The organism is Runella salmonicolor (assembly GCF_024158025.1).
Taxonomy (GTDB): domain Bacteria; phylum Bacteroidota; class Bacteroidia; order Cytophagales; family Spirosomataceae; genus Runella; species Runella salmonicolor.
The window spans coordinates 548,562-563,089 of record NZ_JAMZEL010000002.1 but is presented as its reverse complement, the minus strand read 5'-3'; the positions used below and the strand labels follow the sequence as shown (position 1 = coordinate 563,089).

At 44.1% G+C, this 14,528-nt stretch carries 8 protein-coding genes; 7 read left to right on the top strand and 1 reads right to left on the bottom strand.

All coding sequences use genetic code 11. The features are described from left to right. Positions 1-6 precede the first annotated feature (6 nt). From NCI00_RS08210 to NCI00_RS08200, 3 genes are all read left to right on the top strand, one after another. On the top strand, positions 7-2,466 hold the full coding sequence (locus tag NCI00_RS08210; RefSeq protein WP_253526627.1) for a glycoside hydrolase family 95 protein: 2,460 nt from the start codon (positions 7-9) through the stop codon (positions 2,464-2,466). 52 nt (positions 2,467-2,518) lie between these two features. Then, positions 2,519-4,753 (top strand): S9 family peptidase, encoded by a 2,235-nt coding sequence (locus NCI00_RS08205; RefSeq protein WP_253526626.1) that lies wholly within the window; start codon positions 2,519-2,521, stop codon positions 4,751-4,753. A gap of 193 nt (positions 4,754-4,946) precedes the next feature. Continuing rightward, positions 4,947-6,326, top strand: coding sequence for a BNR repeat-containing protein (locus NCI00_RS08200; protein WP_253526625.1), 1,380 nt, complete (start codon positions 4,947-4,949; stop codon positions 6,324-6,326). Between the two features lie 155 nt (positions 6,327-6,481). Here the strand turns inward: NCI00_RS08200 and NCI00_RS08195 are convergent, their stop codons facing one another. After that, positions 6,482-7,336: a sulfite exporter TauE/SafE family protein gene (locus NCI00_RS08195; RefSeq protein WP_253526624.1), complete on the bottom strand. Its 855-nt coding sequence runs from the start codon at positions 7,334-7,336 to the stop codon at positions 6,482-6,484. Between the two features lie 171 nt (positions 7,337-7,507). Here NCI00_RS08195 and NCI00_RS08190 point away from each other — a divergent pair, with 171 nt between their 5' ends. The 4 genes from NCI00_RS08190 (at position 7,508) to NCI00_RS08175 (ending at position 14,514) form a co-directional block, all read left to right on the top strand. Further along, on the top strand, positions 7,508-9,085 hold the full coding sequence (locus NCI00_RS08190) for an L-serine ammonia-lyase, iron-sulfur-dependent, subunit alpha (RefSeq protein ID WP_253526622.1): 1,578 nt from the start codon (positions 7,508-7,510) through the stop codon (positions 9,083-9,085). A 96-nt stretch (positions 9,086-9,181) separates the two neighbouring features. Then, complete coding sequence (locus NCI00_RS08185; protein ID WP_253526620.1) at positions 9,182-10,888, top strand: hypothetical protein; 1,707 nt, start codon at positions 9,182-9,184, stop codon at positions 10,886-10,888. A gap of 61 nt (positions 10,889-10,949) precedes the next feature. Continuing rightward, positions 10,950-11,789: an alpha/beta hydrolase gene (locus NCI00_RS08180; RefSeq protein WP_256498211.1), complete on the top strand. Its 840-nt coding sequence runs from the start codon at positions 10,950-10,952 to the stop codon at positions 11,787-11,789. A gap of 49 nt (positions 11,790-11,838) precedes the next feature. Continuing rightward, the gene (locus tag NCI00_RS08175; RefSeq protein WP_253526616.1) at positions 11,839-14,514 is read left to right on the top strand and encodes a DUF6797 domain-containing protein; all 2,676 of its coding nucleotides are present in this window, start codon (positions 11,839-11,841) and stop codon (positions 14,512-14,514) included. Positions 14,515-14,528: the final 14 nt, after the last annotated feature.

The window sequence follows — 14,528 nt, the reverse complement described above, 5'->3', positions numbered from 1 at the left end:
AATTGCATGAAATTAAACACACTTTTATTCTTATCAATTACCTTGTTGTCAGTGGTTTATTCCAATGCGCAGCACGATGATTTTGCCATTAAAATCAATGCAAAGGCATTTAACCCATCTACGGTAAGTTGGTACAATACACCAGCCAAAAAATGGGACGAAGCCCTGCCTGTGGGTAATGGAAGGTTGGGGGCGATGGTTTTTGGGCGAAGTGGAGAAGAACGGATTCAACTCAACGAAGAAACCTATTGGTCGGGCAGCCCCTATTCTACAGTTGTAAAAGGCGGTTATAAAGTATTACCAGAAATCCAAAAACTGGTATTTGAAGAAAAATATTTGGCGGCTCATAATCTATTCGGGAGAAATTTGATGGGTTATCCTGTCGAGCAACAGAAATACCAAAGTCTTGCCAATCTCCATTTGTTTTTCAAAAACCAAGATTCAACTTCTGAGTACAAACGATGGCTTAACTTAGAAAGTGGAATTACCTCGGTTTCGTACAAATCAAACGGCATCACCTACCAACGAGAGGTGTTTGCCTCCGCCCCCGACCAAGTAATTGTGATTCGATTAACGGCCGATAAATCAAGTAGTATTTCTTTCAAAGCAAATCTCAGAGGTGTAAGAAACCAAGCCCATTCCAATTACGCCACCGACTATTTCAGAATGGATCCCTATGGCTCCGACGGCTTGATTTTGACTGGAAAATCGGCTGATTATATGGGTGTGGCAGGCAAACTAAAATATGAAGCCCGTATAAAGGCAGTTCCCGAAGGAGGAACTATGAAAACGGATGGGGTGGATTTAATCATCGAAAATGCCAATGCTGTTACCTTGTATTTTGCAGCAGCTACCAATTTTGTGAATTACAAAGACGTGAGTGCCAACCCACACCAAAGGGTAGAGGATTATTTTACAAAGATAAAGGGCAAATCATATACCGCCATTTTTGAGGCGGCTTTGGCCGATTATAAACAATATTTTGACCGAGTTTCTCTCCAATTGCCAATCACTGAAAACTCCTTTCTTCCTTTACCCGAACGAATTCAGAAAATACAAACGAATCCTGACCCCTCACTGTCGGCATTAAGTTATAATTTTGGCCGGTATTTGATGATTGCGTCTTCTCGGCCTGGCACCGAACCCGCTAATTTACAGGGCATTTGGAATGACGACATGAACCCTTCTTGGGATTCAAAATACACGACCAATATCAATACACAAATGAATTATTGGCCTGTGGAAAGTAGTAACCTTTCGGAATGTGCGGAGCCATTGGTTCGCTTCATCAAAGAACTAACCGACCAAGGTTCACAAGTGGCCCGTGAGCATTATGGCGCAAAAGGCTGGGTTTTTCATCAGAATACAGACTTATGGCGTGTAGCCGCCCCCATGGATGGTCCTACTTGGGGGACATTTACCGTAGGCGGTGCTTGGCTCTGCACCCACCTTTGGGAGCATTATCAATACACGATGGATGCGGCTTTTCTCAAAGAGACTTATCCATTGATGAAAGGTTCGGTGCAGTTTTTTATGGACTTCTTAAAGCCCCATCCCAATGGCAAATGGCTGGTAACCAATCCTTCTACCTCGCCCGAAAACTTCCCCGATGGAGGTGGTAACAAGCCTTATTTTGATGAAGTAACGGCGAGTTTTAGGGAAGGCACAACGATATGCGCAGGCTCTTCGATAGACATGCAAATTCTCGATGATTTGTTCGGCTATTTCGTAGAGGCTTCTGCCATTTTGGGCGACAATGGCGCTTTTGTTCAGCAGATGAAAGCCGCAAGAGAAAAATTAGTGCCGCCCCAAATTGGCAAGGATGGTTCGTTGCAGGAATGGGCAGACGACTGGAAATCGTTGGAAAAAAATCACCGACATTTTTCGCACATGTATGGCCTATATCCAGGGAAGGTATTGTACGAAAAAAGAACTCCCGCGCTGATAGAAGCCTATAAAAAAGTATTGGAAGAGCGTGGTGATGCTTCCACAGGTTGGTCCAGAGCATGGAAAATGGCGCTGTGGGCAAGACTGGGCGATGGCAACAGGGCCAATAAGATTTACAAAGGCTTCATCAGAGAACAAAGTTGCTCGTCGCTGTTTGCTTTGTGTGGAAGAGCCCCACAGGTGGATGGCACATTTGGAGTGACGGCCGCCATCACTGAAATGTTGATGCAATCGCACGATGGTTTTATCAAATTACTACCCGCCTTGCCCGACGATTGGAGTTCAGGAGCGTTCAAAGGCGTATGCGCCAGAGGGGCTTTTGAGTTGGATTATGTTTGGAAAAATAAGCAACTTACCCAATTGAGAATCAAGTCAAAAGCAGGTGGAATCTGCCGATTAGAAGCCTTGCCGAATGTAAGGGTTGCTACCCAAAATGGTAAAACGGTAGCATTTCAAAAATTACCCAATGGAATCATCGAAATCAAAACCGTGAAAGGTGAAGTATATGTTGTTGAGTGAATTTTGTAATTTGAGATTGTTTCCTTCTTTTTAACATTTTTACAGTACTAAAATGAGTAAGAACTTATCTCTTTGGCTATTCTTTTTTTTAGTTATTTTGTTGAATAACAGCACAATTGGTCAAAAAAATACCAAAGTGCTAACCTTGGAAGACATCTACAAAAATAACTTGTACAGTGCCAAAGGATTTGGCGCCATCCGATGGATGAAAGACAATGCGGGCTATTCAACAATTGAAAATAACGCATCCACCAACGGAAATGAAATAGTGAGATACGAGGTAAATTCGGGGGCAAAAAAGACCCTCGTGAGTGCAGCCCAACTCACTCCCACGGGTACATCCACCCCTTTGGCAATCGCCAATTATATTTGGTCAGAAGACAACACCAAACTCTTGATTTTTACCAATACACGCAAAGTTTGGCGACAAAATTCGAGGGGAGATTACTGGGTTTTAGACCTCCAAACCAACAAACTGAGCCAACTTGGCAAAGGATTGGAAGAAGCTACGCTGATGTTTGCTAAATTCTCGCCCGATGGCACACGGGCTGCCTACGTAAGCAAACTCAATATTTATGTAGAAGACCTCACTTCGGGTAAAATCACAAAATTGACAGCCGACGGCGGCGGCAATATCATCAATGGTACTTTTGACTGGGTCTATGAAGAAGAACTCGATTGCCGAGACGGTTTTAGGTGGAGTCCCGACGGAAAGACTATAGCCTACTGGCAGTCGGACACCAAAAACGTGGGTACTTTTTACATGATTAACAATGTGGACTCTATTTATTCAAAACCCATTCCGTTGCCTTATCCCAAAGTAGGAACGGCCAATTCTGCCGTAAAAGTAGGAGTGATTTCAGCCTCAGGGGGTGAAACCAAGTGGTTTAATGTACCCGGCGACCCAACAAATAACTACTTGGCACGCATGGAATTTATTCCAGCATCCGACGAAGTGATGATTCAGCAATTGAACCGTCTGCAAAACACCAATACCGTCTGGATTGGAAATACCAAAACGATGGCTTTGAATACCATTCTGACCGATAAAGACGAGGCGTATTTGGATTTACACGACAACATTGTTTGGCTGGAAAACAATCAATTCTTTACGTGGACAAGCGAAAAAGATGGTTGGCTACACCTCTACAAAGTGTCGAGAGATGGCAAACAATCAAGCCTAATCACCAAGGGGAATTTTGACGTAGTGAATATCAACTGCATTGATCCCAAGGGAGGATACGTTTATTACATCGCCTCACCCGAAAACTTTACCCAACGCTACCTGTATCGCAGCAGAATAGACGGAAAAGGCGAAGCAGAACGAGTTTCTCCCAAAAACTTGGTGGGTCAGCATAGCTATCAGATTTCTGACGATGCCCAATATGCCATTCATACGTTTGAAAATGCGACCACACCGCGAAGAATTTCGCTTATCAATCTTAATACCCACACAGAAATCAAGCTATTGCAAGACAATGCGGACTTAAGAACCAAAATGAAGGAACTGGCGCTGCGTCCCAAAGAATTTTTTAAGGTGGATATTGGTGATGTGATTTTGGACGCTTGGATTATTAAACCTAAGTCTTTCGATCCAAAGAAAAAATACCCCGTTATTTTTCATGTTTATGGCGAGCCTGCTGGTTCAACTGTGCAAGACAATTGGGGAACGGGTGATAATTTTTGGCACCAATATCTCGCCAATCAAGGCTATGTAGTGATGAGCGTCGACAACCGAGGAACCAAAGTGCCAAGAGGTCGTGATTTTAGAAAGTGTATTTACCGACAAATTGGCCTTTTGGCCGCCGATGACCAAGCCAAAGCGGCCAAAAAAATCATAACAATGTATCCATTTGTAGATGCCAAACGCATTGGTATTTGGGGGTGGAGTGGCGGCGGGCAAATGTCGCTTCATTGTATGTTTCGCCATTCCGATGTCTATAAAACGGGCATTGCGGTTTCTTTTGTGGCACATCAAACCCTGTATGATAACATTTACCAGGAAAGATACATGGGCTTACCTTCCGACAATGTGGAAGGCTACCGAGAAGGCTCTCCTGTGACGCACGCCAGCAAACTAAAAGGAAATTTGATGATTATACACGGCACCGCCGACGACAATGTGCATTATCAAAACTTTGAATTACTGGTCAATGAATTAATCAAGCACAACAAGCTTTTCAGCATGTTGTGCTATCCCATGCGCGACCACAGCATCAATCAGCGTGAAAATACCACGTTGCACATGAGACGCTCGATGGAAAAGTTTTGGAAGGATAATTTGTAACAGATATTTCCTGAAAAGAAGTGTAAACTTTACCGTGGTCTTTGTCCTCACAGACTGGCTTTTTTGTTAGCTGAAATGAAGGTCTTTGGAGACACAGACCACGGAGTAGAAATCCCTGTCCTGATGCTACCTTTGAGGTGGTGACACCCAAAAAGATAGGCTTGTTTTTAGATTGATTTACAAAAAAACAAATATGAAACTACAACTTTTCGGTTCGCTCTTCTTAATTACTTTGGTGGGTTTTGCACAAACCATCGACGAATCTGGCAAAACTGTGACTATCATTCAGACCATCAAAATAGATAGCGTGTGGGCAGGCCACCCTGTTGGTTTCTGTTTGTACACCCACCGCAACCGCCAGTATATTGCCTATTACAATGCGAACCGAAATATGGTAGTGGGGCAAAGAAATCTGGATGAACCTGAATTTCAACTGCACATTCTTCCAGCCACTACCCGCCAAACAGCGCAAGGTACAAGCACTGTGTTAGAGTGGGACAGTCATAATTTTGTAACCCTCGGTATCGACAAAGAGGGCTTTATTCATCTGTCGGGTAATGTACATGTAAACCCACTCACCTATTTCAGAAGTAGAAAGCCCAATGACATTTCGACACTCGAACAAATTTTTGAGATGGTGGGAACGGCAGAAAAACGTACCACCTATCCACATTTTATGCGCACAAAAGAAGGTGAACTTCTCTACCATTACCGTGATGGTGGGAGTGGCAACGGAAACGAGATTTATAATGCATACGATACCAGCACCAAAAAATGGAGACGCTTGCTCGATACACCTTTGACCGACGGGCAGGGCTTGATGAATGCTTACCAAACCCAACCCACTTTGATGCGGGACGGTTGGTACCACATGTACTGGGTTTGGCGCGATACACCCGACTGCTCGACCAACCACGACCTTTCGTACATGAAAAGCCCAGACCTAAAAAACTGGTTCGATGCTTTTGGAAAACCAATACAACTGCCAGCAACACTCGGCCAAAAATCACTCATTGTTGACCCAATTCCTGTGGAAGGAGGTATTATTAATCTAGCAGCCAAATTGGTTCTGGATGAAAAAAACAACCCTGTTTTTGTGTATCATAAATTTGACAAAAATGGAAATACGCAGTTGTATTCAGCTCATATTCAGGACAAAAGTTGGACATACAAACAAATCACCAATTGGGACTATCGCTGGTTTTTCTCAGGAAATGGCAGTATAAACAGCGAAATTTTGTTAAAAGGCTTTCGGAAAAGACAAGAGGGGAAGTACGAAGTTGATTATTGGCACATTAAATACGGAAACGGCACCATTTTGCTGAACAGTAAATTTGAAAACATTGGGAAAGTATTGAAAGCTCCGCCTCTTGAAGTTGCTCAAAAACTGGAAGGTGTTTTCCCAGGGTTGCTGATTCAGATCTCAGAAGATATGGGTGATTCAGATAATGAAAATAAGGGAAGCCGATATATTTTGAAATGGGAAACCATTAAGCGCAACCGTGACCGCGCCATAGAAAAACCCTGGCCTAGCCCCAGCCAATTGTATTTATACAAACTAAAAAGTAACTAAAATTCTCCGTTGTCGCTCGGCTGTGCCGAGTGACGAACATCAGTTAGTGCCCGCTCCGGCGACCCAGTCTTTACCGTGGTCGGTTTCCTCACAGACTGGCTATTTTGTTAGCTGTAAAGATGGTCGGTGGAGACGGAGTAGTGTAAGTAAATGCGCTATCTTGCATACGCTGACCTAAGCATTACCACTGAAGTATAAACAATAACCAAAATGACCAACCAACGGAGCGTATCTAAGGGTAAAGATTTAACAATCAAGGCGGCAATCAACACCGCTATAATACCGGGAATTGCCATCGCCACGGCCGCTTTTCGATTATAGGCACCTTTCCTAATAAATTGGATAGAAGCAGGAGGCATCAAAAAAGCACAAGAACCCATCATGATTGGAAAGGCAACTTGAGGCGATAACCCCAAGGCAAAGACCATCGCCATACATGGGGCGTAGAGACCGATACCCGCGGTCATCAATGCGCCCAAAAGGAAATTAACGGCCACCGCAATGGTCAGTTTAATTCCGCTTAGGCCAATGGCCGTGCCGCCTCCTTGAATCCATTGCATCTTTCCCGCAAACATAAATCCAGCAGTAATCAATAAAGCAAAGCCCATCACAATGCGAATTCTCTTTTCAGACATTCTTGACACTACACCCGCACCCAATATTGCCCCCGCAGCTGCCGAGAGCAACATCAATATTAGAGTAGTGGGTTCAACTTCAATAACCGTTATGAAAATAAGGGCTTGGATAAGCACAGGTACTGTATTGGCCACGTTGAGTGTACCAGGCAAAACACGGTCTTCTGTTTGTTTGGTAAATTTCAACAAAGCTGTTTGCGGTGCAAAAGCGCCAATACCCAAAACATCAAAAAAATTGACCACAAACCCAATTAGTCCCGTTTTTATCCAACTGACATTTTCAAGGTTGTTTTTGTGTTTTGAAAAATCCTTAAAAAGCGCGGTGCTGAACCAAATGGTTAGTATAGCCAACGAAAGCCAGATGAATGGTATCATGTCGTAAATAATTATGTCAAAAGTAGAACTCATCTTATTCCTTTAGAACATTTCAACAAATGTAAAGTAGGAAAACCCAATTTACACATTTCTTATGTGTGTATCTTCTTGTTCAAAACTTACCCCAAAAGTCTTGTCAATATCATATCCGAATCATAACAACGAGATAAAATGAGCACATATCCAAGTATTTTCAATGATGTAATTGGCCCTGTGATGAGAGGCCCGTCGAGTTCGCATTGTGCGGCATCTTTGCGGATAGCTCGGCTTTGCCGCGACCTTATGGACGAAAACATCAAAAACATCTTGATTGAATTTGACCCCAACGGCTCATTGGCAACCACGCACAAAAGCCAAGGCTCAGACATGGGCTTGTTTGGCGGATTTCTAGGTTGGGAAGCCTACGATGAACGGTTGCCAGAATCTGAAAAATACCTCGCTGCTGCGGGAATCAATGTGGAGATTAAAATATGTGATATCAAAGCAGACCACCCAAATACCTATAAAATCAGACTCAAAAACGATAAAGAAACTCGGAACCTAACGGCTATCTCTACGGGTGGTGGCATGATTGAAGTCATTGAAATTGATGGTGTTGGGGTGGCTATGGCAGGCGATTATTTTGAAACCCTTGTCTATTGTACCGAATCAGATGAAATTATCTCTTTTTTGAAAGCCTCCATTGCTTATGATTCAATAGCATTTCACCAAGGGGAAATTAGTTTTGTTGAAATCAAATCTCAAGCCCCCCTTGATACGATTATTTGTGATGAGTTGAATGCAATGGATAGCGTTCTGTTCATAAAATGCTTGAAGCCGGTACTGCCCGTAATGTCCAGACACAACCTTCAAGTGCCTTTTATTACTTGCCATGAAATGCTCGCCTACAACGAAGACAAAAATAAATCATTGTGGGAATTAGCCATTGATTATGAGGCTGCACGGGGCAATATCTCTGCCGAAGATGTGTTTGAAAAGATGCGTAAAATTATTCACATCATGGGGAATGCAATAGAGTTGGGGCTTAAAGGCACGCATTATGAAGACAGGATACTGGGGAGTCAGTCTTTGCAATTCCAACAAAAACTGGCGGCGAAACAATTGGTCGGTGGCGATGCCAACAACCGAATCATCATGTACGTATCGGCCATGATGGAAGTGAAAAGTTCTATGGGGGTCATTGTGGCTGCACCCACCGCAGGCTCGTGCGGGGCTTTGCCAGGCGCTTTGTTTGGGACAGCCCATGCCATGGATTTGCACGAGGATGAAATCGTAAAAGCCATGCTCTCTGCTGGTTTGATTGGCGTATTTATAGCGGCTCATGCCACTTTTGCGGCGGAAGTAGGCGGGTGTATGGCCGAAACAGGCTCAGGCGGAGGCATGGCTGCGGCAGGCATAGTGGGCTTGAAAGGCGGTACATTGAAGCAGTCCATTGCAGCGGCCTCTTTGGCCTTACAAAACTCGTTGGGTATCATCTGCGACCCCATCGGCAACAGAGTGGAAGCCCCTTGCTTGGGTAGAAACGTAATGGCCGCTACCAACGCCGTTTCTTGCGCCAACATGGCTCTGTCAGATTATGAGCAACTTATTCCTTTAGATGAAGTAATCGAAACCATGAAAGCCGTTGGCGATCAAATTCACCATACTTTGCGTTGCACCAACTTGGGCGGACTTTCTATCACCAAGGCGGCAAAGAAAATCGAAGCTATGCTCGAAGAAGAGCCAAATAAATTCTATAAAAGTTGTTAAAAATGACAATGGGAAAACCGAAGTACATAAGAGTAGAACACACCGTTTTTCCTCTATTTTATACCTTAAACTAAGCCCTTAAATCGCCCTTTTCGAATGAATAGAAGAACTTTTGTGACCACAGGAGTCAGTACGCTCTGTGCTGTGCCATTGTTGGGATTTCAACATTTTCACAAATATACCGCTCCCAAACCTGCGTGGTTGCTTGATTGGATTAAAATCTACGACCAAAATTTCCCCAACTACAAGGCGCTGAAAGTCACCGATGCCAATCATAAATACGCAGGTGGCTACATGAATGACATGGAGATTCCGAATCCACATTCTACGGCGGCTTTTATTGCCACGGCTTGTATGTTAATGTCTTGCCCCGAATCTGCTTTTTATCAATCCAAAGAATTGGTAAAAGAGGTAGAAGCGGCAACACAATGCCTGCTGAAAATGCAGCACTCCGACGGAACGATTGACCTCTTGGAAACCAATTTCCATTCGACGCCCGATACGGGTTTTATACTGGAAAATATGATTCCTGCCTATAAATACTTGAAACTGTCAAAGGTCAAAGGCGCTGAACCGTCGCTCGAATTGATAAAAACATTTTTGAAAAGAGCGGGCGAAGCACTCACCGTGGGCGGTATTCATACCCCAAATCACCGTTGGGTGGTCTCGGCGGCCCTGACCAAATTAAATGAACTTTTTCCCGACCCGCGCTACGTGGGTCGCATCGAACAATGGTTGGCTGAGCACATAGATATTGACCCCGATGGTCAATACAACGAAAAAAGCACCAACAGTTATTCGCCCATTGTCAATCGGTCGTTGATTATCATCGCCAAAGGCCTCAATAAGCCTGAGTTGCTAGAGCCAGTGCGCAAAAATTTGATGATGACGCTTTACTATGTCCACCCCAACGGGGAGGTGGTAACCGAGGCCTCCAACCGACAAGACAAAGGCACCATCGGCAACATGTCGCGGTATTATTACTGCTATCGCTACATGGCTTTGTTGGACAACAACGGCGAAATGGCCGCCATGTGTCGGCTCATTGAACAAACCAGTACGAAGAATCAATTAGCGGGCTATCTGGATTATTTTCTGGAAGACCCCACACTTTGGCGCGCCTTACCCGCCGACAAACCCCTGCCGACTAATTATGCCAAAGCCTTTCCGTATTCGGGTTTGGTGCGGATTCGGCGGGAAAATTGGGACGCCACGATTTTGTCCAACAACGCAAGTTGGCTCACGTTTCACAAAGGCAACGCCGTATTGCAAGCCATGCGGGTAGCGGCTTCTTTCTTCGGGAAAGGACAGTTTCAGTCGGCCAAAATTACGCAGGAAGGAACCACGTGGGTGATGCAAAATGCCATAGAAGGCCCTTATTATCAACCGATTGCCAAAGAGCAAATTGTGCCTGATGGAGATTGGGACAAAATGCCGAGGGCAAACCGTCCGCAGAGTGAAATTCAAAAACTCGAAACAATCGTAAAAGTTAGCGAAGCGAATAACGGCCTGCAAATAGACATTGAGATGACTGGAACAGAAGGCGTACCTGTGTCTTTTGAGTTGATTTTTAGGGCGGGGGGCACGTTTTCGGGGGTTACAAAACATCCCAAAAAAGAAACAGCTTACCTATTGGCGGCTGAATCTGCCTCATACACGGTCAATGCTGATACCATCCACTTTGGTCCTGGCAAAGCCGAACACAAAGGAATCCAATTGAGAGGAGCACTGCCCGCGATGGACGCCCCGACCGTCTATTTGACGGGCTTTACGCCTTTCAAGCACACGATTAAACTCTCGTAGTTTTCTCCTCAAGGTTTTTACATGAAGGGTTAGCATCAAAACTTTAAACCAATCAAAAAGAATGTTTACAAACGTGATTAAATCGTTCGTTTGTTTCTTAACACTTTGTCTCTTTTCTGTGAATTGTTTTTCACAAGCAAAGAGCGCTGTTTTTGATTTAACGTATAAGCAGATTGATACTTTAAAATTGGGCTTAAAGCTCTATTATCCAGCGTCTTTTCAAATAGATAAAACTTATCCAACTATTGTGTTTTTCTTTGGAGGGGGTTGGAATGGGGGCACCACCAAACAATTTGAGCCTCACGCTTTGCACTACGTCGCCAAGGATTTTATTGCGGTTTTGGTAGATTATCGGGTAAAGACGCGACACAACACAACTCCTTTTGAAAGTTTAAAAGATGCGAAATCGGCCATTCGGTATTTGCGTAAAAATGCCCAAAAACTCCGCATTGACGCAAATCGAATCGTTGGCTCGGGCGGTTCGGCGGGGGGACATTTGGCGGCGGCTTGTTTTACCAATGAATCTATCAATGAACCAACCGACGATGTGGCGATAAGTGCAAAACCCAATGCCTTAGTCTTGTTTAATCCCGTGATTGACAATGGAAAAGATGGCTATGGCTTTGAACGAATTGGAGAAAGATACGTGGAGTTTTCGCCAATGCACAACATCCAAAAAGGTTTTCCGCCCACCATTTTCTTTTTGGGAACAAACGACAACCTGATTCCGGTTGAAACGGCCCAGAAATTCAAGAAAAAAATAGAAGAAGTAGGGAGTCGTTGCGACCTTTTTTTATTTGAAAATCAAGGGCATGGTTTTTTCAATAAAGAGCCTTTCCTTTCAGAAACGATTTTGAAAGCAGACGCTTTTCTCCAGTCAATAGACTATCTCAAACCTTAAAAATCATTCGCTGTGGTTAGTTAATTGCACTCTCTACTTTATAACCTGTATGATGATGAATATGCGCCATTTCTATCTTTTGCTTGTACTTTTATTGATACTTATCAATTGCAAAACGAGTAATAATATCGCATACAATCTTGCGTCAAAAGACCTGCCAGCTACCGAAAAGGGCCTAGACCATGCGGGTTTTATTAGCGATTTTGACGATAAAGCCTTTGTGCGGGGCGAGCGCATCTACAATGCTACCTGCATCAATTGTCATGGAAATGGAGAAAATGAAGGCTCAATTCCGATGTCGTTGAAGTTTTGGTCAGAGCCATTCAAAGCAGGTGGCGATGCCTACTCGATGTATCAAACTGTGACCAAAGGGTATGGCTCTATGCCCCCGCAAGTGTCACTAACTCCCCAAGAAAAATACGACGTCATTCACTATATTCAACAAGAATTTGTTGCAAAAAACAAAGCCGTAACCCTTCCGAAAGTAACGCCCGAATATCTTTCTTCGCTCCCAAAAGGAAAATCACGAGGGCCTGTATCAAAGCCTTATCAACCCTGGGCCGACATGGACTACGGTAATTTTTTGATAAATACCTACGAATTGGCCGACGAAAAAACGGGTATTCCACGGTTTCATTCGCCGGGCCCGTCGCCGTTCAAAGATGAAGATTACTCAAAAAATAATTTTGCCTATAAAGGCATCGCAGTTCGCCTAGACAAAGGTGCAGGGGGCGTTTCCAAAGGAAAAGCATGGATGATTTTTGACCATGACCTCATGCGCGTAGCGGGGGCCTACACGGGCGAAGGTTTTATTGATTGGAACGCTATCTTGTTGAACGACAAGCACGAAACCTATCCCCGCACCATCGGAAAGCTGCATTTTGAAACTCCCGTAAGCCCAGGTTGGGCTAACCCTACAACGGGGAAATTTGACGACCCTCGCTTTGTGGCTCGTGACGGAAGGGCTTTTGGGCCATTGCCTAAATCTTGGGCAAACTATAAAGGGCTTTACCATTACGAAGACCAAATCATCATTTCATACACGGTGGGCGAATCGGCCATTTTAGAGAAATTTGGGTTTATCAAACCCTCCGTTTTTACAAGAACGCTCAATATCTCGCCCTCCAATTCAATGTTGAAAATGCGAGTGGCGGCTGCTTCCGCCAAGGTGAGTTTACGGGGCAAAGGAGCAACGCTGATAGAAGAAAATGGACAGATTTTTATGAATGTCAATGCCAAAGAAGCAGTTAAAGTCACTTTGGCCATTAGCGAAAAAGCCTCTAGTTTTTCTGAAAAGGATTTGCCAGAGCCAGAATCATTGACGAAATACACCTTGGGTACTGGCCGTGCGCATTATCCCGAAGTGCTCAAAACCTTTACTACCAGAGGAAAAGAGGACGGCCCGTTTGCCGTTGACCAACTCACCCCGCCTTTCGAGAATCCTTGGGCTTGTCGAATGAAATTGAGCGGGATAGACTTTTTTAAAGATGCCAATACAGCAGTGGTATGTGCCACCGACGGGGATGTTTGGTTGATTAAAGGCTTGCTCAATCCTGATGGCGCATTGACTTGGCAGCGCATTGGCTCGGGGCTTTTTCAGCCTTTGGGAATAAAAGTGGTGGATGAGAAAATATACGTCACCTGTAGGGACCAACTCGTATTGCTCAGAGATTTGAATGGCGATATGGAAACTGATTTTTACGAAAGTTTCAATCATGACCACCAAGTTACTGACCATTTCCATGAATTTGCGATGGGTTTGCAAACCGATAAAGAAGGTAATTTTTATTATGCCAAAAGCGGCCGCCACGCCCGTGAGGCGCTTATTCCGCAACACGGGACTTTATTGAAAGTAAGTGCCGACGGCTCAAAAACCGATATTATTGCCACAGGCTTCAGAGCGGCAAATGGCGTTTGTATCAACCCCGATGGCAGTTTTATCGTAACCGACCAACAAGGCTATTGGAACCCAATGAATCGAATAAACTGGGTGAAAGGCACTGGTAAGTTTTATGGCAATATGTGGGGCTATAACCCACCCAAAGACTCATCAAGGGCCGCCATGGAACAGCCTTTGGTGTGGGTAGATATGAAATACGACCGCTCGCCCTCTGAAATGGTTTGGGTGGAAAGCAACAAATGGGGTGCATTGAATGGTGGACTTCTGAGCCTTTCGTATGGCTACGGCAAGATTCAATATGTTTTAAACGAAACCGTAAATGGGCAGGAACAAGGCGCGGTGATTGATTTGCCCGGCATCAAATTCCTGACGGGGGTGATGCGTGGCCGGTTTAATCCTACCGATGGTCAACTGTATGCTTGCGGTATGTCGGCGTGGGGAACCAACCAGATGATGCGTGGGGGAGGGCTGTACAGAATTCGTTATACGGGTAAAACCGTTCCTGTACCTATCAAAATGAAAGTCCTTGAAAAAAGTATCGTACTTGATTTTGATACCCAGATTGACCAAAATTCTGCGTCTGATTTGACCAATTTTGAAGTAAAAACTTGGCAATTATTACGTAGTAAAAAATACGGCTCTGAACGTCATAATCAAAAAATATTGAAAGTAAGAGAATCTAAAATTATGGACAAAAGGCTGATTTTGAGCATCGAAAACTTAGAAAAAGTGGATGTAATCACCATCGATTATAAAATCAAAAATACCAAAGGTGAGACTCTAACGGGGTCTATTCAGGGTACGATACACCAACTTGGGAATTAGAGAAATGTTGAGTA